This is a genomic window from Azoarcus taiwanensis, from assembly GCF_012910885.1.
GTDB classification, from domain to species: Bacteria; Pseudomonadota; Gammaproteobacteria; order Burkholderiales; family Rhodocyclaceae; genus Azoarcus_F; species Azoarcus_F taiwanensis.
On the sequence record NZ_WTVM01000048.1, the window covers coordinates 1 to 19,858 of the forward strand.

Annotated in this window: 22 protein-coding genes and 1 pseudogene; 16 read left to right on the forward strand and 7 right to left on the reverse strand. The window is 61.9% G+C overall.

Features of this window, described 5'->3' with window-relative positions:
- The 8 genes and pseudogenes from GPA21_RS09575 to GPA21_RS09610 form a co-directional block, all read left to right on the forward strand.
- Positions 1–534, forward strand: a pseudogene (locus GPA21_RS09575) (exopolyphosphatase); the annotation flags it as partial.
- A complete protein-coding gene (locus GPA21_RS09580) occupies positions 534–1,655 on the forward strand; it encodes an MlaE family ABC transporter permease (RefSeq protein ID WP_168988002.1) in 1,122 nt (373 codons plus the stop codon). The pseudogene GPA21_RS09575 and the gene GPA21_RS09580, both read left to right, overlap by 1 nt.
- The gene (locus tag GPA21_RS09585) at positions 1,652–2,434 is read left to right on the forward strand and encodes an ATP-binding cassette domain-containing protein (RefSeq protein ID WP_168987978.1); all 783 of its coding nucleotides are present in this window, start codon (positions 1,652–1,654) and stop codon (positions 2,432–2,434) included. Before GPA21_RS09580 ends, GPA21_RS09585 begins: the two co-directional genes overlap by 4 nt.
- Positions 2,434–3,369 carry an MlaD family protein gene (locus GPA21_RS09590; RefSeq protein ID WP_168987979.1) on the forward strand — a complete coding sequence of 312 codons (936 nt, stop codon included), beginning with the start codon at positions 2,434–2,436 and terminating at the stop codon, positions 3,367–3,369. The genes GPA21_RS09585 and GPA21_RS09590 overlap by 1 nt, the downstream gene beginning before the upstream one ends.
- A 23-nt stretch (positions 3,370–3,392) precedes the next feature.
- Entirely contained in the window at positions 3,393–4,028 is a 636-nt protein-coding gene (locus tag GPA21_RS09595) for an ABC-type transport auxiliary lipoprotein family protein (RefSeq protein ID WP_168987980.1), read from the forward strand.
- Between the two features lie 66 nt (positions 4,029–4,094).
- Positions 4,095–5,741: an acyl-CoA synthetase gene (locus GPA21_RS09600; RefSeq protein ID WP_168987981.1), complete on the forward strand. Its 1,647-nt coding sequence runs from the start codon at positions 4,095–4,097 to the stop codon at positions 5,739–5,741.
- A 28-nt stretch (positions 5,742–5,769) separates the two neighbouring features.
- A complete protein-coding gene (locus GPA21_RS09605) occupies positions 5,770–6,570 on the forward strand; it encodes an enoyl-CoA hydratase (RefSeq protein WP_168987982.1) in 801 nt (266 codons plus the stop codon).
- Positions 6,571–6,588: 18 nt separating this feature from the next.
- Complete coding sequence (locus tag GPA21_RS09610) at positions 6,589–7,350, forward strand: TatD family hydrolase (RefSeq protein ID WP_168987983.1); 762 nt, start codon at positions 6,589–6,591, stop codon at positions 7,348–7,350.
- Here GPA21_RS09610 and GPA21_RS09615 read toward each other — a convergent pair.
- Positions 7,330–7,956, reverse strand: a complete 627-nt coding sequence (locus GPA21_RS09615) for a TetR/AcrR family transcriptional regulator (RefSeq protein WP_168988003.1) — start codon at positions 7,954–7,956, stop codon at positions 7,330–7,332. The two genes, GPA21_RS09610 and GPA21_RS09615, sit on opposite strands and share 21 nt — an antisense overlap.
- Before the next feature lie 169 nt (positions 7,957–8,125).
- On the opposite strand from GPA21_RS09615, the gene GPA21_RS09620 reads away from it, so the two are divergent.
- The 4 genes from GPA21_RS09620 to GPA21_RS09635 are packed head-to-tail and all read left to right on the forward strand — an operon-like array spanning position 8,126 to position 12,328.
- Entirely contained in the window at positions 8,126–8,875 is a 750-nt protein-coding gene (locus GPA21_RS09620) for an electron transfer flavoprotein subunit beta/FixA family protein (RefSeq protein WP_168987984.1), read from the forward strand.
- A 1-nt stretch (position 8,876) separates the two neighbouring features.
- The gene (locus tag GPA21_RS09625) at positions 8,877–9,809 is read left to right on the forward strand and encodes an electron transfer flavoprotein subunit alpha/FixB family protein (RefSeq protein ID WP_168987985.1); all 933 of its coding nucleotides are present in this window, start codon (positions 8,877–8,879) and stop codon (positions 9,807–9,809) included.
- Positions 9,810–9,828: 19 nt separating this feature from the next.
- Positions 9,829–10,494, forward strand: coding sequence for an energy-coupling factor ABC transporter permease (locus GPA21_RS09630; protein WP_168987986.1), 666 nt, complete (start codon positions 9,829–9,831; stop codon positions 10,492–10,494).
- Positions 10,495–10,531: 37 nt separating this feature from the next.
- Entirely contained in the window at positions 10,532–12,328 is a 1,797-nt protein-coding gene (locus tag GPA21_RS09635) for an acyl-CoA dehydrogenase (RefSeq protein WP_168987987.1), read from the forward strand.
- Positions 12,329–12,400: 72 nt separating this feature from the next.
- Here the strand turns inward: GPA21_RS09635 and GPA21_RS09640 are convergent, their stop codons facing one another.
- The 5 genes from GPA21_RS09640 to ompR are packed head-to-tail and all read right to left on the reverse strand — an operon-like array spanning position 12,401 to position 15,970.
- The gene (locus GPA21_RS09640; protein ID WP_168987988.1) at positions 12,401–13,183 is read right to left on the reverse strand and encodes a peptidylprolyl isomerase; all 783 of its coding nucleotides are present in this window, start codon (positions 13,181–13,183) and stop codon (positions 12,401–12,403) included.
- Positions 13,180–13,470, reverse strand: a complete 291-nt coding sequence (locus tag GPA21_RS09645) for a BolA family protein (protein WP_168987989.1) — start codon at positions 13,468–13,470, stop codon at positions 13,180–13,182. The genes GPA21_RS09640 and GPA21_RS09645 overlap by 4 nt, the downstream gene beginning before the upstream one ends.
- Complete coding sequence (locus GPA21_RS09650; protein WP_168987990.1) at positions 13,467–13,766, reverse strand: YciI family protein; 300 nt, start codon at positions 13,764–13,766, stop codon at positions 13,467–13,469. Before GPA21_RS09650 ends, GPA21_RS09645 begins: the two co-directional genes overlap by 4 nt.
- 31 nt (positions 13,767–13,797) lie before the next feature.
- Entirely contained in the window at positions 13,798–15,243 is a 1,446-nt protein-coding gene (locus GPA21_RS09655) for an ATP-binding protein (RefSeq protein ID WP_422614200.1), read from the reverse strand.
- Positions 15,233–15,970 carry an osmolarity response regulator transcription factor OmpR gene (gene ompR / locus GPA21_RS09660; RefSeq protein ID WP_168987991.1) on the reverse strand — a complete coding sequence of 246 codons (738 nt, stop codon included), beginning with the start codon at positions 15,968–15,970 and terminating at the stop codon, positions 15,233–15,235. Before ompR ends, GPA21_RS09655 begins: the two co-directional genes overlap by 11 nt.
- A 52-nt stretch (positions 15,971–16,022) precedes the next feature.
- Here ompR and GPA21_RS09665 point away from each other — a divergent pair, with 52 nt between their 5' ends.
- From GPA21_RS09665 to GPA21_RS09680, 4 genes are all read left to right on the forward strand, one after another.
- Positions 16,023–16,511, forward strand: coding sequence for a hypothetical protein (locus GPA21_RS09665; RefSeq protein WP_168987992.1), 489 nt, complete (start codon positions 16,023–16,025; stop codon positions 16,509–16,511).
- 73 nt (positions 16,512–16,584) lie between these two features.
- Complete coding sequence (gene tsaB, locus GPA21_RS09670; RefSeq protein WP_168987993.1) at positions 16,585–17,280, forward strand: tRNA (adenosine(37)-N6)-threonylcarbamoyltransferase complex dimerization subunit type 1 TsaB; 696 nt, start codon at positions 16,585–16,587, stop codon at positions 17,278–17,280.
- Positions 17,277–17,729: a ribosomal protein S18-alanine N-acetyltransferase gene (rimI, locus tag GPA21_RS09675; RefSeq protein ID WP_339379876.1), complete on the forward strand. Its 453-nt coding sequence runs from the start codon at positions 17,277–17,279 to the stop codon at positions 17,727–17,729. The genes tsaB and rimI overlap by 4 nt, the downstream gene beginning before the upstream one ends.
- Complete coding sequence (locus GPA21_RS09680) at positions 17,726–18,568, forward strand: uracil-DNA glycosylase family protein (RefSeq protein WP_168987994.1); 843 nt, start codon at positions 17,726–17,728, stop codon at positions 18,566–18,568. Before rimI ends, GPA21_RS09680 begins: the two co-directional genes overlap by 4 nt.
- A gap of 6 nt (positions 18,569–18,574) precedes the next feature.
- Here the strand turns inward: GPA21_RS09680 and lplT are convergent, their stop codons facing one another.
- Complete coding sequence (lplT, locus tag GPA21_RS09685) at positions 18,575–19,825, reverse strand: lysophospholipid transporter LplT (protein ID WP_168987995.1); 1,251 nt, start codon at positions 19,823–19,825, stop codon at positions 18,575–18,577.
- Positions 19,826–19,858: the final 33 nt, after the last annotated feature.

The window sequence follows — 19,858 nt, forward strand, 5'->3', positions numbered from 1 at the left end:
GACCGTGCGCAGGCCGAGGCGGTCAGCGAAACCGCATGTCATCTTCTGCATTCGCTCGACCCGGCCGCAGCGCAGCCCGACCATCCGGACAACATGTTTCTTCGTTGGGCCGCATTGCTGCACGAAATCGGGATCTCGGTGGCGCACTCCAGCTTTCACAAGCACAGCGCCTATATTCTCGCCAATGCCGACATGCCGGGATTCTCTCGAATGGACCAGGCGAGACTCGCGCGTATCGTGCTTGCGCATCGCGGCAAGCTTGCACGGGTCGCCGGCCTCGAGCTGGACGATCCGGACTGGCGCCTCATCGTTTGCCTGAGGCTGGCCTACATTCTTCACCGCGCACGTGACGGTCGCGGTCTGCCGCCGATCGGCATCGAGCCGACGTCCCGCGGGTTTGCGGTGACCCTGCGCGATGGCTGGCTCAGGAAACATCCGCTCACTGCAGCCGCACTCGAAGACGAACAGCGTCAGTGGCTGTCCATCGGCAGCGGCCTCGCCGTCAGAAGCACGGTTGCACGCCGCCCATCATGATGGATCCTCAAGGGGCTGACGGAGCGCCCGGAATCGTCGTCAGCGAGCACAAGGTCAGTCTGCACGGTGACTGGACGCTGAGGTCCATCGCACCGTGTGTGAGTGGGCTCAGACGCTCTCTGGCCGCGGTGCCGGCTGGAGCAGCGTGGAGCCTCACCGAAATTGGTCGCTTCGACAGTTTCGCCGCCACGCTGCTCTGGCGCGCATGGGGAGGCAAGTGGGCGGCATCGCTCGAGGCCTCGGAGTCACAGAAGAACGCCCTCGATGCCATCTCACGGCATGCGGTGCAGCGCCTGCCGAAGCCGGCTTGCTGGACCCTGATCGATTTCGTCGTCGGCTTGGGCGCCACCGTCTTGGTGTTGTTGTCGCACATCGCCGACATGATCCGTCTCGTCGGGCAGCTGTTTCTCGACCTCGTTCACGTCCTCCGCCATCCAATGGATGCTCCCCTCAAGGAGATATCCGCCGGTGTCTACAAGATGGGCGTCAAGGCCATGCCGGTGGCCGCACTGGTGGGTTTTCTGATCGGCGTGGTGCTGTCGTACCTCTCGGCACTCCAGCTCAAGGCCTTTGGCGCCGACATCTTCATCGTCAATATTCTCGGTCTCGGCATCATTCGCGAGCTCGGACCGGTGCTGGTGTCGATTCTGGTGGCCGGCCGGTCCGGCTCCGCGATGACCGCCCAACTCGGGGTGATGCGGGTCACCGAGGAGATCGACGCCTTGTCCGCGATGGGTATTTCGCGCACGCTGCGATTGGTGTTGCCGAAAGTGGTGGCGCTGACCCTGGCGATGCCCCTGCTGGTACTCTGGACGTCCGGAATGGCCTTATTGGGTGGCATGGTTTCGGCGTGGATTCAGCTCGACCTTTCGTTCGCTTTCTTCGTCGACACTCTGCCCAAGGCAGTGCCAATCGCCAACCTCTACATCGGCTTCTTCAAGGGCGCCCTGTTTGGCCTTCTGATCGCACTCATTGCGTGTCATTTCGGCCTCAGGGTCAAGCCCAACACGGAGAGCCTGTCAGCGAATACCACGGCATCGGTGGTCACCGCGATTACGATGGTGATACTGGCCGACGCCGTGCTGGCAATCGCGACCCGTTCGATCGGGGTGCCCTTGTGAGCGAGGCGGCGGTGGTCAGTCTTACCGGGATCGGCACTCGATTCGGTCCCACCGTCATTCATGAGGGCCTTGACCTCGAGGTTGCGCGTGGCGAAATGGTCTCGTTGGTCGGCGGCTCAGGCAGCGGCAAGACCACGCTGCTGAGGCACATCATCGGCCTGACGCGCCCTTATGCCGGTCAGGTCGAACTCTTCGGCGAGCCGTTGTTCTCCGGATCGGCAACAGTCCAGCGCGACCGACGCCGCCGGTTTGGCGTCCTGTTTCAGCAGGGTGCATTGTGCTCGGCACTCAACGTCGCCGAGAACATCGCCTTTCCGCTGCGCGAACTCCGGGTCGCGAGCCCGGCTGAGGTGGACACCCTGGTCGCCCAGAAAATGGCAATGGTCGAACTCGAGCCGCATCATGCGGTCCTTATGCCAGCGGAGTTGTCTGGAGGCATGGTGAAGCGGGTCGCTCTCGCCCGGGCACTGGTCCTGGAGCCCGAGCTGCTGTTGCTCGACGAACCGACGGCCGGACTCGACCCCGACCGCAGCGCTTCCTTCGTGGCGCTGATTCGCGAGCTTCACAAGCGACTGTCACTGACCGTCATGCTGGTCACGCACGATGTCGATACGCTTGCGGCTTTGTCCACCAAGATCGCCGTGCTCGCCGAACGGCGCATCGTGAGCTATGCGTCGCTCGAGGAGACCGTGACCTTCGATCACCCCTTTGTCGAACGCTTTTTCGGCGGAGAGCAGGGCAGGCGAGCCCTGGCCCGTCATCATGGAGAACATCGCTGATGGAAAACCGTGCTCATGCACTCGTGGCGGGCATCTTCGTGCTGTTGCTCGGCCTTGCGGCCGGATTCGCGCTGTGGTGGTTCACCGACCAACGCGATGAGCTGACGACATACCACCTGGTGTCGACTGGCAGCGTTACCGGTCTCAACCCTCAGGCCCAGGTACGTTTTCGTGGCATTTCGGCTGGCAAGGTCAATAACATCCGGATAGACCCGGACGATCCTCGCAACATCATCGTCTCGATCGAGGTTCGGTCCGACCTGCCGATCACCCACGGTACGCGGGCCACGCTCGGCTACCAGGGTGTGACCGGACTGGCCTTCGTGCAGCTCGACGACCGGGGAGACGATCCGCGCCCATTGATCTCGGACGGCCGACGCCCTGCGCGTCTGGCGCTCGAGGCAGGACTGTTCGAGCAGCTCAGCGACGCGGCACTCGACGCGGTGAGCCGCTTTCGAAGGGTTTCAGACGACGTAGGGAGTTTTTTCGATGAGACCAACGTCGCGCGTTTTCGCAATACCTTGCAGACGCTCGAGTCGGCTGCGACCGGGCTCGACAAGACCCTGAGCGAAGCCCCCGAAGTCATGGCCGACCTGCGTCGCATGCTCAGCGAGGAGAATGCGCGCCACCTCGCCTCAGCACTCGAGGGGCTAGACAGGCTCAGCAACCGCGCCGTTCCCCTGACCGAGGAGGCGCAGACCGTGCTCGGACGCCTGGACGAATTGCTCGGTACTCTTGGCGCCCTCGCCAGAGCCACCGGCGACAGTTTTCTCGACACGAGCTTGCCGCAACTCAACAACCTGCTGGCCGAACTCACGGACACTTCGGCCCGTCTCGGCCGCCTGATCGACGAGGTCGACGCCGCACCGCAAATGCTCATCACCGGGAGAAGCGAGCGCAAGCCCGGCCCGGGTGAAGACGGTTTCCGCCCCTGACAATCCAGCCGCCGGATTTCATAATGATTTTGTCCAATCGCATGATTCGTCATCTTCTCGCATCGACCTCAATCGTGTTGCTTAGCGGCTGTGCCGGCATCGTCACACCGCCGGCGAGCTTCACAGTTTACGATCTCGAGTTGCCCGCCGCGGCCGAGCGCACGGGCAATAGCGCCTTCGTTCCGGCTGCGATCGAGGTGCGCGCACCCTCCTGGCTGTCGAGTTCGGCAATGCAGTACCGGCTTGATTACAGGCAGCCGACCAGCCGCGAGGTTTTTGCGGAAAGCCGCTGGGCGGGCCACCCCTCCGAGATGCTCCAGCGTCAGCTGGCCGCCTCCCTCGGAGTCTCGGGCGGCGCCAATGGGCAGTGCCGCCTGCGCCTCGACCTGGACGAGTTCATCCAACGTTTCCAAAGCGTCGAGGCCAGCACGAGTGAACTAGTCGTGCGGGCGAGCATACTTGCACCTCGCGATGAATCGGTTCTCGCACGTGAGCGCTTCGTGATCGTGACGCAAGCCATGAGCGCTGATGCGGCTGGCGGCGTACTCGCTCATCGACAGGGAGCGAGACGCCTCACCGAATCGCTCCGTAACTGGCTTGACACGCTTGACGGTGACACTGCCGAAGGATTGAATGTGCGTGAACGTTGCCGCCCCTGAGCGACGACACAAGGGGCAGGCCATGCACACCTGCTAACCCGTAAAAGAGCATAACGAGGAGACAGGATGAGCAATACATCCCCTTACGAACAAGGGCTCGACCGCACTGCGGCGAACTACGTACCGCTGACACCGCTGACCTTCATCGAACGCAGTGCCCATGTGTATCCCGACCGCTGTGCGGTGGCGCACGGTTCACGCAACTACACCTGGCACGAGAGCTACACCCGCAGCCGGATGCTGGCTTCCGCGCTTCGGCAGCACGGCATCGGCAAGAACGACACCGTCGCGGTCATTCTCAACAACACGCCGGAGATGTTCGAGTGCCATTTCGGCGTTCCCGGCAGCGGCGCCGTGCTCAACACGATCAATACCCGCCTCGATGCCGAGGCAATCGCGTTCATTCTCAATCACGGCGAAGCCAAGCTGTTGATTACCGATCGCGAGTACTCACGCACCGTTACCAAGGCGCTTCAGTTGGCCGGTCGCGACGATTTGATCGTCATCGACGTCGACGACCCGGAGTACGACGGACCGGGCGAACGCATGGGAGCGCTCGACTATGAGGCGTTCATCGCCCAGGGCCAGGCCGACTTCGACCTGATTCAGCCGAAGGATGAGTGGGAGGCGATCTCGCTGAACTACACATCGGGCACCACCGGCAACCCAAAGGGCGTCGTCTATCATCACCGCGGCGCCTATCTCAATGCCATGTCCAACATCGTATCCTGGGGCATGCCACCGCACTCGGTGTATCTGTGGACGCTGCCGATGTTCCACTGCAATGGATGGTGCTTTCCGTGGACCATGGCTGCCAATGCCGGCACCAATGTCTGCCTGCGACGCGTTGACGCACGCCTGATATTCGACAAGATTCGTGCGCATCGGGTCACCCATTACTGCGGCGCGCCAATCGTCCATTCGATGCTCGCCAGCGCGCCGGAAGCGTGGCGCGAGGGGATCGATCACAAGGTCTCGGGTCTTGTCGCAGCGGCACCGCCACCCGCCTCGGTCATCGAGGCGATGACGCGGATCGGCTTCGATATCACGCATGTCTACGGGCTGACCGAAACCTATGGTCCGGCTGCGGTCTGCGCCAAGCATGATGAGTGGGCAGATCTGCCCCTTGATGAGCAGGTTGCAAGGAACGGCCGCCAGGGTGTGCGCTACCACGCACAGGAAGGCATTACGGTAATGAACCCCGAGACCATGGAGGAGGTGCCAGCTGACGGGGAAACCATGGGCGAGATCATGTTCAGGGGCAACCTCGTCATGAAGGGTTACCTGAAGAACCAGAAAGCCACAGACGAGGCTTTTCGAGGCGGCTGGTACCACACCGGTGATCTCGCCGTTCTCCAGCCCGACGGTTACGTGAAAATCAAGGACCGGTCCAAGGACATCATCATTTCGGGTGGCGAGAACATCTCCTCGATCGAGGTGGAGGACGCCTTGTACAAGCACCCCGCGGTGCTGGCAGCCGCAGTCGTCGCCGCACCCGACGACAAATGGGGCGAGATCCCATGCGCCTTCGTCGAGTTGCGTGAAGGCGCGGAGGTGAGCGCAGACGAGCTGATCTCGCATTGCCGCTCGCACCTGGCGGGGTACAAGATTCCCAAGCGGGTGCAATTCACCGCGCTGCCGAAGACCTCGACCGGCAAGATCCAGAAGTTCGTCCTGCGTGAGCAGGCCAAGTCGACCGCATCCTTCGAATGATCACAATCCAGAAAACGGAGACCTACCCGTGAGTGCACTACCCACCGACCAGAATCAACCTTTCGTACTGCGTCACGACGACGAAGGCGTCGCCCATCTGCGTTTGAACAGGCCGATGCAGTTCAACGCCCTGTCACGCGACATGCTCGAATGCCTGATCGCGGAGATCGACGCAATCGCGGCAGACGAACAGGTCCGCGTCGTCGTCATTTCCGGCGAAGGCAAAGCCTTTTGCGCCGGCCACGACCTCAAGGAGATGCGTGGCAACCATACCCTGGCTTTTCAGCAGGCGCTGTTCCGCCTGTGCGGCAACTTCATGATGAAGCTTACCCGCATGCCCCAACCGGTGATTGCGCGGGTGCATGGCATTGCCACCGCAGCGGGTTGTCAGCTCGTGTCGATGTGCGACCTCGCAGTCGCGGCCGACGTGTCGCGCTTCGCGGTGTCCGGAATCAACGTCGGTCTCTTCTGCGCCACGCCCGGAGTCGGGCTGTCGCGCAACATGGGCCGCAAGGAGGCATTCGAAATGCTGGTTACCGGCGACTTCATCGACGCGCATGAAGCGCAGCGGCGTGGTCTGGTGAACCGGGTCGTGCCGCTCGAACAACTCGATGACGAGGTCGCGGCACTGGCACGCTCAATCTGCGCCAAGTCGCCGGTGGCGATCCGCATGGGCAAGCAGATGTTCTACCGCCAGCTCGAAATGGGTATCGACGCGGCTTACCAGCTTGCCGCCGAAACCATGGCCTGCAATGCGATGACCGAGGATGCCGGCGAGGGGATCGACGCTTTCATGGCCAAACGCAAACCCGAATGGCGGGGCCGCTGATCCGACGTTTCGTGCCCGATGCTGATCGACACGCATATCCACCTCGACGCCAGTGAGTTCGACGCCGATCGTGACGAGGTACTCGAAGCCGCCCGTGCCGCCGGTGTCGGTTGCTTCATCGTGCCGGGAGTCGAGGTCGACGGGTTTGCCGCTCAGCGAGCACTCGCCCGACGCCATGCCGATATTCGGCTGGCGTTTGGCATTCACCCCTTGTACGTGGGCCGTGCCGACGATACCGATCTCGAGCGGGTCGATGCCGAACTGCAGTCCGGCGAGGCGGTGGCGGTGGGGGAGATCGGCCTCGACGGCTTCGTAACCGAACCAGAGACGGCACTGCAGGAACACTTCTATGCCGAGCAGTTGAAGCTCGCCCGGAATCATGGCCTTCCGGTGATTCTGCATGTCCGCAGAGCGGTCGATCAGATCCTCAAGCACCTGCGGCGTATCGAGGTGTGCGGCGGCATAGCCCACGCCTTCAACGGCAGTCGCCAGCAGGCGGACACTCTTGTCGCTATGGGATTCAAGCTCGGTTTCGGGGGTGCGATGACCTTCGATGGCTCGACACGTATCCGCAAACTCGCTGCCGAGTTGCCGCTCGAAAGCATCGTACTCGAGACCGATGCCCCCGACATCCCACCGGCCTGGGCAAACGGCGGCCGCAACGAGCCGGCGAACCTGGGGCGGTTCGCAGAGACACTTGCCGTACTTCGCAAGATGCCGGTCGCCGAAGTCGCCGAAGCGACGACCGCTAACGCACGATCAGTTCTTGCCCGGCTCTGAGACGCGTGGGGCAAGCTGTCCGCGGGCATTCGCAGACTGTGCGATAAGCTCGGAGATGTCACGTTTGAGTCGCGCGATGTCGCTGTCGAAGCGGTCGTAACTCATCATCGAAACTCCGAACACGTAGGCGTAGAGGAGCATACAGCGGCTCGAGGCCTCGTCCATCGGAACGCCACAGGCAAGAAAGAGGTCGCGTGCGCAGCGCAGACGGATGTCGTCGACCTCGGCTACGATGGCAGCCGCATCCGCGTCGCGACGGGCCCAATCGCGCACCGCGAGTTCGATCATCATGCCGCGACGGCTGCGGCCAGCGCTATAGACGTCGATGACGTGGTGAATCTGCTCGACTTCGCGGCCGGGTTGGGCACGGGTTTGCTTGATGATGTCGCGGATTCGACCATCCTTCCAGACCTGAAGCACGGCCATCAAGAGGTCGCGCCGATCCTGAAAGTGCCAGTAGAAACTGCCTTTGGTTACCTTCAGGCGCTTGGCCAGCACTTCGACGCGCAAGCCGGAGACGCCTTCTTCGGCGAGCACATCCATCGCGCCCTGTATCCAGGCGTCGCGGTCGAGTTGAGTGCGAGGTTTGTTCAAGCCGGTTTCCATACGGTAGAGTATTGACGAAAAGGCGACCATACGCTACCGTATGCGCCCATACCGTGACGTATGGAACGCTTTTTTCTCTTCACGGTCAAGGTGTGCATCGGTGACGGCCAGTGCCATAATCATCGCTGCAAAAAACATAACACCCACATTCGCATAGAGGAGCGCGGCTTTGAAGATACTTGTACCCGTCAAACGCGTCGTCGACTACAACGTCAAGGTACGTGTGAAGAGCGACGGCAGCGGCGTGGATATCGCCAACGTCAAGATGTCCATGAATCCGTTCGACGAGATCGCGGTAGAAGAAGCGGTTCGGCTCAAGGAGGCAGGCGTCGCCACCGAAGTGGTCGCTGTTTCATGCGGCGTGTCGCAGTGCCAGGAGACGCTGCGTGCAGCCATGGCCATTGGCGCTGACCGGGGCATTCTGGTCGAAACCGATGCCGAGCTTCAGCCGCTGGCCGTAGCCAAGCTGCTCAAGGCAATCTGCGACAAGGAACAACCCGACGCCGTGATCTGCGGCAAGCAGGCGATCGACGACGATGCCAACCAGACCGGGCAGATGCTGGCTGCGTTCCAGGGCTGGCCGCAAGCGACCTTCGCGTCCAAGGTCGCGCTCGCCGACGGTGTGGCCAAGGTTACCCGTGAAATCGACGGTGGCCTCGAAACGCTCGAGATCAAGCTGCCGGCGGTGGTCACCACCGATCTGCGCCTGAACGAGCCGCGTTACGCCACGCTTCCCAACATCATGAAGGCAAAGAAGAAGCCGCTCGACACCGTGAAGCCCGATGAGCTTGGCGTCGATGTCTCACCGCGCCTGAAGACTCTGAAAGTCACCGAACCGCCCAAACGCAGCGCCGGTGAGCGCGTAGCCGACGTCGCCCAACTGGTCGACAAGCTCAAGAACGTTGCAAAGGTGATCTGACATGACAATTCTCGTTATCGCCGAACATGACAACCAGGGCCTCAAGGGCTCGACGCTCAACACCATCGCCGCAGCATCGGCCATCGGTGGCGAAATCGACGTACTGGTCGCAGGGCAGAGTTGCACCGCGGCCGCCGAGGCATGCGCCGCAGTCGCTGGCGTAACCCGCGTCAAAGTCGCCGACGATGCCCAGTACGCTGACCAATCCGCCGAGAACCTGGCCTCGCTCGTAGTCGCGCAGGCGAGCGGTTATACCCATGTACTCGCACCGGCCACCACGTTCGGCAAGAACTTCATGCCGCGTGTGGCTGCACTGCTCGATGTCGCCCAGATCAGCGACATCATTGCAGTCGAAGGCGCAGATACCTTTGTTCGTCCGATCTATGCGGGCAATGCTCTGGCGACCGTTCAGAGTGCCGATTCCGTCAAGGTCATCACGGTGCGGACCACCGGCTTTGAAGCAGCCGGGCAGGGGGGGGCTGCTCCGGTCGAGCCGGTCTCGGCAGCAGGGGATCTTGGCCTGTCGAAGCTGGTTGGCCGCGAGCTGACCAAGTCCGAGCGTCCGGAGCTTGCTGGTGCGCGCATCATCGTCTCCGGCGGCCGTGGTCTTGGCAGTGGCGAGAATTATCATGCGCAGCTCGAGCCGCTCGCCGACAAGCTCGGAGCCGCGCTCGGAGCCTCGCGTGCCGCGGTCGATGCCGGCTATGTGCCCAACGATTACCAGGTCGGACAAACCGGCAAGATTGTCGCCCCTGAGTTGTACATTGCAGTCGGTATCTCCGGGGCGATCCAGCACCTGGCAGGCATGAAGGATTCAAAGATCATCGTCGCGATCAACAAGGATCCGGAAGCGCCGATCTTCCAGGTCGCCGATTACGGCCTGGTTGCAGATCTGTTCCAGGTCGTGCCGGAACTGACTGCCGCGGTAGGCTGAAGCCGGACAGGCGAGAAGGATGAACCTCCCCGCCGATCTGTTCTCCACCGGCTGGCACTGGCTGGCGGCCGTCATCACTCTGACGACCGCCTTCAAGCTGGTGCAAGGGACTGACTGGAGAGCGCTCGGCGAGGGACCGCAACTGAACCTGATGTTCGGTCTGGCGGTGACCCTGGCCTTGGTATGGAGTTTGAAGGCAGGCGTCAAACCCGGGCTCAATCTGCATCTGCTCGGTGCCATGGCGGCAACACTGGCGCTCGGCCCGCGTCTGGCAATCGTCTCACTCGCGCTTGCGTTGTGCGGGGTGACCTTGAATGGCGATGTGAGCTGGAATGCCTGGCCGATCAACTTCGTGCTGATGTGTCTGATTCCGGTGCTGATCGCGCACGGTTTCCTCAGACTCATCGAGCGAATCCTGCCAGCGCATTTCTTCATCTTCATCTTCGTGGTCGCCTTCTTCGGCTCAGCCTTCACCATTGTCAGCGGGGGATTCATCTCCTCGCTGGTGATGGCCGCCGCGGGCGCCTATCGTTTGGATTTTCTGGCAAGCGAGTATTTGCCTTACTTCATTCTCATCGGCTTCTCCGAAGCCTGGATCGGGGGTGCTCTGATCACGGTGCTGGTGGTCTACCGGCCGGAATGGGTTGCAGCCTTCGACGATCGTAAATACCTGCTCGGCAAATGAGCCGCGCAGCTCAACAAACAATACTGGAGCGAGAACAATGAGCGCTTATTCAGCACCTCTCCGCGACATGCGGTTCGTGATGACCGAACTGGCCGGACTGGCCGAAGTCGAACAGTTGCCGGGCTGCGAAGAGGTTTCGGATGATCTGGTCGATGCCATTCTGGACGAGGCGGCCAAGTTTGCTGGCAGCGTGCTTGCGCCACTGAACTGGACTGGCGACCAGGCGGGTGCCAAATGGCAGGATGGTCAAGTCACGACCGCTCCGGGCTGGAAGGAGGCTTACAGACAGTTCTCCGAAGCCGGTTGGCCGGCTATCGCCTGCGACCCGGACTTCGGCGGTCAGGGGTTGCCCAAGCTGCTGTCGACCGCGGTGATGGAGATGTGGAAGTCGGCCAACATGGCTTTCTCCCTGTGTCCGATGCTCACCACCGGCGCCATCGAGGCGCTGATGCTGCGCGGCAGCGACGAGCAGAAGGCGATATACCTGCCGAAAATGGTGAGCGGCGAGTGGACCGGCACGATGAACCTGACCGAGCCCCAGGCCGGCTCGGACCTCGCGGCCGTGCGCACCAAGGCCGAGCCCCAGGGTGACGGCACCTACCGCATCTTCGGTCAGAAGATCTTCATCACCTACGGCGAGCATGACCTCACCGACAACATCGTTCATCTCGTGCTGGCTCGCCTACCGGACGCGCCTGAAGGGGTGAAGGGCATTTCGCTGTTCGTCGTACCCAAGTTCATGGTCAATGAGGATGGATCGCTCGGCGAGCGCAACGACGTGCATTGCGTGTCGATCGAACACAAGCTGGGCATTCACGCGAGCCCGACCTGCGTCCTCGCATTCGGTGACAACGGCGGTGCGATCGGCACGTTGATTGGCGAGCCCAACCGCGGTCTCGAGTACATGTTCATCATGATGAACGAGGCGCGGTTTGCGGTCGGCATGGAAGGTCTGGCGTTGTCCGAACGGGCCTACCAGCATGCGCTTCAGTATGCCAAGGATCGCGTACAGGGCACCGATGCCGGCGTGCGTGGCGGTCCGAAGGTGTCGATCATTCACCATGCCGACGTGCGTCGGATGCTGATGTCGATGAAATCCCAGACTGAAGCCATGCGGGCGCTCGCCTATGTGGTGGGCGCTGCCACCGACAAGGCGCATCATCACCCGGATGCGAGCGAGCGTGAGCGTGCGCAAGCCTTTGTGGACCTGATGATTCCGGTGGTGAAAGGCTGGAGCACCGAGAACTCGATCGAAGTGACCTCGACCGGCGTCCAGGTGCATGGCGGCATGGGTTTCATCGAGGAAACAGGCGCCGCGCAACATTTCCGTGATGCACGCATCACAACAATCTACGAAGGCACCACTGCGATCCAGGCCAACGACCTTCTCGGTCGCAAGATCTACCGCGACAAGGGCGCGACGGTTTCCGCGGTGCTCGCGCAGATGAAGGCTGTGGCCGGCGATGCTCGCGCCACCGGCGATGCTCCTTTCGTCGCGATCGCAAACAGCCTTGAGCAGGGTGTGAAGGCGGTCGAGGAAGCGGTCGCGTACATCCTCGCGACCTATGGCGAAGACATCAAGGCGGCGTCGGTGGGTTCGGTGCCTTTCCTGAAGCTGCTCGGCATCGTCTCGGGTGGATGGCAGATGGCTCGTGCGGCACTCGTTTCACGCGCCCGCCTTGCCGAAGGTGGTGGCGATGAGAGCTTCTACGAGGCCAAGATCGTCACCGCGCGCTTCTATGCCGATCACGTGCTGTCTGCAGCCTCCGGACTGGCCTATGCAGTAGTCAATGGCGCTGCCGGTGCACTGGATCTGAACGAAGAGCAGTTCTGATACCGGCTCGCTGAAAGACGAAAGCCCCTGCAAGCAGGGGCTTTCGTTCTTGTGCGCGCGGAGAAAGTTCGCTCAGCGAACGTTGGCAGCGCTGCGCAGTTCGGCCAGATGCTGTTCAAGCCTCTGCTGCTGCAGACGCTGTTCCAGCTGCGGGGCGACCTCGGCAAGCGGCGGCGCCTGAACGTCGCGCACATCCTGCATCTGGATCACGTGATAACCGAACTGCGTCTGGACCGGCGTCTGGGTGAACTGCCCCTTGTCGAGACCCACCATTGCTTCGGCGAAAGGCTGGACGAACATCTCCGGATTGCTCCAGCCCAGTTCGCCGCCACGATCGCGTGAGCCCGGATCGAGGGACTCGGTGGCCACCGCTTCGAACGCCTCACCTGCACGCAGACGCGCGATGATCGCCTTGGCCTGGTTTTCGGTCTCGACCAGCACGTGGCGGGGCAGGTATTCCTTGCCGCCCATGCGTGCCTTGATGGACTCGTACTCGCCCTCGACGTCGGCGCTGCTCACCGGATTGTTGCGCATGAAGTCCTGAACGTATGCGCGGATCAGCACCGCCTGACGAGCGAGGTCCATTTGCGCGACCACGTCATCACGGCGGTCCAGCCCACTCTTGGCCGCTGCTTGCGCAAGCACTTCACGACGGATCAACTCTTCCCGCACGGCTTCGCGCAGTTGCGGCGAGTCCGGCGCGCCCTGAGCCTGCTGCTCGGCCATCATGACCGTTGCATGCGAAGCCGGAATCGTCTTGTCGTTGACTACCGCATAGGGCTCGCTGGCCCATGCCGCCCCGGTAACGAAAGCTGCAATCAATGTGGCGGCGATACGGTTGTATGTGAATTTCATCTGCTTTCCTTGTTGGTTGGCTTGCCGGCTTCCTCGGGGGTCAGTGCATTCATCGGCAGCGCATGAATGCGTCCCTGCATCAGGTCTCCGACCGCGTCGAACACCATGCGATGGCGGGCAACTCGACCCGCGCCGCGAAAGCGTTCAGAAACGATGGTGAGCCGATAGTGTCCGCCGCCGGCGCGCGCACCAGGGTGTCTCGCGTGGAGCGCGCTCTCGTCGACGATATCGATGGAGATGGGAGTCAGCGCTTCCAGTCGGCGCTTGAGCTCATCGATGGTATTCAAGGCAGTACCTTTTTGTAAGGGTGAACACGAGTGCTCGCAAACACACCCTCGACGACATACGGGTCGAGCGCAAGCCAAGCCTCAGCGTCATTCTGACTGCCGAATTCGGCTATCACCAGACTGCCGGCGAAACCTGCTGGGCCAGGATCGGGTGAATCGATCGCCGGCATCGGACCGGCCGCAAACAGGCGACCTTCGTCACGCAAGGCCTCGAGCCTAGCGAGATGTCCGGGGCGGACGGCAAGACGCGTTTCCAAGGTGCCGGGAGCATCCTCGCCGATGAGTACGTAAAGCATACTTGATCGTCTCCGTGATCAAAGGGGCGGATCATCCACCCGTTGAGTCTGATGAACGTTTGATTCTAGCGCGGCTCGGGGTGTCTTTTCCAAGCGGAATACGAATCACGGCACTGAGCCCGCCACCATCACGCGGCGAGAGCTCGAGCGAGCCGCGGTGCGCCGCCAAGATGCGATCCACGATCGCCAAACCAAGACCGGCCCCCTTGGTGCCGGAACGAGCCGGATCCAGACGGGTGAAGGGGTGACGCAGACGGTCGACCTCCTTCTCCGGAATCCCCGGGCCACGATCCGCGACACGAATGCAGGCAAAGGGGCCGTCGCGGCTCAGCATGACATCGATCGGCATCCGTTTGCCAGCGTAGCGCATCGCGTTGTCGATGAGATTTGCCAACGCGCGGCGCAGTGGCAAGGCGTGCACCTGTGCCTCCAGGATCTCATCAGGTTGATCGAAACGGATGCGTGCTCCGCGCACCCTGAACGCTTCAACCAGTTCGCCAACAAAACCGCCAAGATCGACGTGCGTCATCGGTTCGTTGGGCGTACCCCGGCCGTAATCCAGAAACTGGCCGATGATGCGGTCCATCTCCTCGATGTCGGTGACCATCGCCAGCACGTCCTGCTGCTCCGCACCCGACATCTCGACGCCAAGTCTAAGTCTCGCCAAGGGAGTGCGAAGATCATGTGAGACACCGGCCAGCAGCAATGCACGATCGGCGTCTGTTCTGGCAAGGTCTCCCGCCATTTGGTTGAACGCCCTTGCGACTGCGGCAATTTCCTGGGGTCCATTTTCGTGAAGGCGCGGCGGTTTCTTGCCGTGCCCCACCATACGCGCAGCGCGAGCCAGGTCACGTAGCGGCTTGCTGATCCAGGAGACGATCAGAAACGCGCCCAGAAGGGCGACCGAGAGCGCTCCGGCGGTCCATATCAGAATCTGATCAAGCCCACCGGGTGGTGCGATACGGTCGGTGGGCAACATCACCCAGAACTCGTCCGGGTCATCCGGATGCAGTCTGAAACTGACCCAAAAACCATCCAGCGTCTTCCAGCGCGACGCCAATCGCGTATGGTTGCCCAACTGACTGCGGATTTCCTGGGTGAGCAGCCTCATCGGCCGCGTATCCGCAAGTGGTTCGAGGACGTCATCGGCTTCCGCCGGGTAGATTCGAATGCCTTCGAGCGCGACCAGATCAATGAGCAGGTCGGTGCGGCGCGCCACTTCAGCATTGATCAGAGCGGTACGGGTCAGATTGACGACGCTGGTGACCATCTGCGCGAGGTCGCGCGCTCGGGCGGGTTCCTGCAGGTGGCGAAAGATTTGCGACCAGGCGGTCAGTGCCAGAATGAGCAGCAGGGCGATGAGAAGAAAGATCTGCCACAGCAGAGTACGGGGGAACAGCCGCGTCAAGGCCGGGCTGGCTCCGGAAACCTTTTCCTCGTCCCGCGCAACCGGCGCGTTCTCCTGCTCAGCCCTCACTCTTGGCCTTCGTGCCGTCCGGCACGAATACGTAGCCGAAGCCCCAAACGGTCTGGATGTATCTCGGCTTGCCGGCATCATCTTCGACAAGCTTGCGCAAACGACTGATCTGAACATCGATTGCCCGGTCAAACACCCCGTATTCACGACCTCGCGCGAGTTCCATCAGCTTGTCACGCGACAACGGCTCACGCGGGTGTTGCAGCAGGACTTTGAGCAGCGAGAACTCTCCGGTCGTCAGTGCGACCTCTTCGCCATCGCGAGTGAGCGAGCGGGTCGCCAGGTCGACGCTGACTTTGCCGAACTCGACGACCTCGTCCTCGGCGACCGGTGCGCCCGGCGGCAAGGCGGGGCGCCGGCGCATGACCGCATGAATACGCGCGACCAGTTCGCGCGGGTTGAAGGGTTTGGGCAAGTAATCGTCGGCACCCATCTCCAGACCGATGATGCGATCGACTTCATCGCCCTTGGCGGTGAGCATGACGATCGGAATCGCGTTGTCGTCAGCGCGCAGCCTTCGGCAGATGGCGAGCCCATCCTCGCCCGGGAGCATGAGATCCAGGACGATGAGATCGAAGTGCTCACGGTGCAAGGCCCGGTCCATGCCGGTGCTGTCGGACACCGCCTTGACCGAAAACCCTTGCTCCATGAGATAGCGACTCAGAAGCTCACGCAGCCGGGCATCGTCATCGACCAGCAAGACCTTGTAGCGCACTTTAGCGTTCATGTTTCACATCCTATCCCGCTCGGAAACGGCATGCTAGCGGTCGCCGACTCCGATGAGCAAAAACCTCGTCCGCAGCTTGGTAACGCTTCGTAAGTATTGCGCAAATCGCAATATACGCTTACAAAAGGAGCCTGCAACAGCGGTGGAACGTCCTCGACTCGTTGTATCTTCCATCCGTGGCAAAAGGATCATCGTCATGACACCGCACGAATCATCAGACCCTGCAAGCACCGGACAACGTTCGCGTTCCGCTTTGTGTCGGATGACCTTGATCGTCTTTTGCTCGGGAGCGCCGGGATTGGCCTCGGCCGGCTCCGATAGCGGATTCACAGAGATCGTTCCTGCGCCCCCGGTGATTATCGAACAGCGCCGGGGCGAGCGGCGCACTGAACTGCGGCAGGCGCTCATCGGCAGCGCTGACCTCTCCCAGGGCGCATCCGAGCGGCAGCGGATATCGCGCGATCAAAGCGAAGCGCTGAATCGTGAGCTGCGAGAGACCTTGCGTGGCGTCTACGAAGAACGCGGCAGAGGTCCCAGATAGGGACTGCACGCGCCTACGGCCAATGCGTCATTCTGTCATCAGCCGGCGATGGTGACGGTAGAATGTCGGCGCCATGAGAATTCTCGCTATCGAAACGTCGAGTGAGCACGCGAGTATCGCGCTGATCTGCAACGACGAAATCACCGAACGCACTCTGGAAGGACACGCGAACCACTCGGAGAAGTTGCTCCCGAGTGTGCGCGAGCTGCTGGCCGACTCGGCCATCGGTCTGCATCAGCTGGACGGAATTGCATTCGGTGCCGGTCCCGGTGCGTTCACCGGTCTGCGTCTTGCTTGTGCTGCCGCCCAAGGGCTGGCCATGGGAGCCGGTCTGGGCGTCGTCGGCGTGTGCAGTCTCGAGGCGCTCAGCCTTCAGGGTGAGGGGGACGCGGTGTTGGTCGCGACTGACGCGCGCATGGGCGAGATCTACACCGCTGCGTACGAAATGCTAGACGGTGCGCCGGCGTTATGCGGGGCGATAGCGTGCATTCCGCCCCAGGAATTTGAGCTTCCGCCGCACAGGCGTGGATGGTTTGGCGTCGGCTCGGCTTTTCTCGTTCATCGTGAGACATTGGCCGAAAGGGGTGGTACCGGGTTGCAGATCGGACTGCCGTATGCGCGTGTTCGAGCAAGCGACATCGGACGCCTCGCCGCCGTACGTGTCGCCCACGGCGCAGCGATCCAGCCCGAGCATGCGGCACCTCTCTACGTGCGCAACAAGGTCGCACTCACCACCGAGGAAAGGCGCGAGCGTGGAGGGCGCGCGTGAACGCTGGCGTCGCTTTGCGAGCGATGAATATCGACGATCTGGCCTGGGTCGAGGGGCAGGAACGGGTACTGCATCCGTTCCCATGGACGATGGGAAACTTCAGCGATGCACTCGAGGCGGGCTACATCGCGCGGATCATCTGCGTGGATGGCCGAAACGTCGGCTACGCCGTGATGTTGACCGTTCTTGATGAGGCACACCTCCTCAACATCAGCATTGTCCGCGAATGTCACGGGCAAGGCCTGGGGCGCACTTTTCTCGACGCGCTCTGCGACGAGATCAGAAAACGCGGCGTCGCTCAGATGTTCCTCGAAGTCAGGCCTTCCAACGAGGCCGCGAAGCGACTCTACACCGCATATGGCTTCGTCCCGATTGGTCGCCGCAAGCGTTACTATCCGGCAGCTGACGGAGAGCGCGAGGATGCGATCGTGATGAGGCTCGGCCTGTGAGAGCGCTGCGCGTCGCCTTGCTTCGCGAACTGCGGATCGGTCCGCTATGGCGGCTTCGCGATGCTGACTCGGCCGATGCTGTGGACGACGGCTGCGCAGTCGAAGTCGAGCGCGAGGCCACCGGACCGGTTGAAGCCGAAGCGGCACCGCTTTCACCACGGCAGATCGAGCGCGCACCCACGCCGTCACCACCCGGCGGGGTCGAACCACCGCCGGCTCAAACCCGCAGGGAACCAATCGCTGAGAACGACCCGGAGCGCGATGCGCGCATCCATCTCCTCGACTGGGAAGCGCTCGAGGCAGAGATTCGCGACTGCCGGAACTGTCGGTTGCATGAGCAGCGCCGGCAAGCGGTCCCAGGCATCGGAGATCGCGAAGCTTCCTGGATGTTCATCGGGGAGGGACCCGGCTCTGAAGAGGACCGCCGAGGAGAGCCCTTCGTTGGCCCGGCCGGCAAGTTACTGGACGCGATGCTTGCCGCGCTCAGCCTGGAGCGGGCCAAGGATGTGTACATTGCAAACGCTGTGAAGTGCCGCCCCCCGATGAACCGCACGCCTGCTACCAACGAGGTCGAGAGCTGCCGCCCGTTTCTCCGACGTCAGATCGAGCTCGTCCGCCCCAAGGTGCTGGTCGCACTCGGAAGACCTGCTGCGCAGACTCTGCTCGAAACCGAAGTGCGAATAAACGCGGTCCGCGGCAAGCCCTTTACATACGAGGGCATTCCGGTGGTGGTCACTTACCACCCGGCCTACCTGTTGCGCAATCCGTCGGACAAGGGAAAGGCCTGGGAAGATCTGTGCCTCGCACGTCGCATTGTCAGCGAACACGGCAACCACTGACCAGCCTCAGTGCAGGTGTTGGTCGAGTAGCGATTCCACGTCGTGCTGCTGCTGGTTGTAGCGATGCCTCAGACGGACCAGCACCATCGTCGCGGCAACCAGCACGCCGAACAGCACGATGATGGTATTGATCGACACGTCCATCATGATCAGCACTGCATAGACGCCGGTCATTACCAGAATGGACAGGTTCTCGTTGAAATTCTGTACTGCGATGGAATGTCCCGCCCCCATCAGGATGTGTCCGCGATGCTGGAGCAGGGCGTTCATCGGGACTACGAAGAATCCCGCAAGTGCCCCGACCGCAACCATCAGCAGCATCGCCACTGGCACCGAGGTTACCGCAATCATTGTCATCACCACGAGCCCCATCGCAATCCCGAGCGGAATCACCGAAACCGAGCTGCGCAGGCTGATGCGCCTTGCCGCCATTACCGAACCGAATCCGATGCCTATCGCCACCACCCCCTGAAGCATCGAGGCCTGGCTGAGATCAAAACCGAGATTGTGTTCCGCCCAGCGGATTACGATGAACTGCAGCGTCGCCCCGGCTCCCCAGAAGAGCGTCGTCACTGCCAGCGAAATCTGGCCGAGTCTGTCGCGCCACAGTAGTGACAGACAATGACCGAAGTCTCGCAACAGATAGAGCGGACTCTTGTGCAACGGTTTGTGATCCACACCGGTGTCCGGAATGTAGAAGTTGAAGGCAGCCGCAAACAGATAGAAGAGACCGATCAGGGCGATCGTGACCTGGAAACCGTTGTCGAGCACGGGAAAGCCGAGCGACGCCATCCGTGCGATTGTCGTCGGATGCACCAGGATTCCACCGAGCACCGTGCCGAGGATGATTGCGCCAACGGTCAAACCCTCTAGCCAGCCGTTGGCGACGACAAGCAGGCGATGTGGAAGGTACTCGGTGAGGATGCCGTACTTGGCTGGGGAGTAGGCAGCCGCACCCAAACCGATCACGGCGTAAGCCAGCAACGGATGGCTCCCCAGTAGCAGCATCAGGCAACCACCGATCTTGATCGTATTGCTGATCAGCATGACGCGCCATTTCGGCATCGAATCCGCGAAGGCACCGACGAAGGCGGCGAGCAACACATAGGACAACGTGAAGAAAAGCTTCAGTAGCGGCTCGAGCTCGGCCGGTGCCGCCATTTCGCGGAGCAGGGCGATGGAGACGATGAGTAGCGCATTGTCGGCGAGAGCCGAGAAGAACTGCGCCGCCATGATGATGTAGAAACCGAGCGGCATCGTGCGTGCGGCGCCGGAGGATTGACCGAGCCC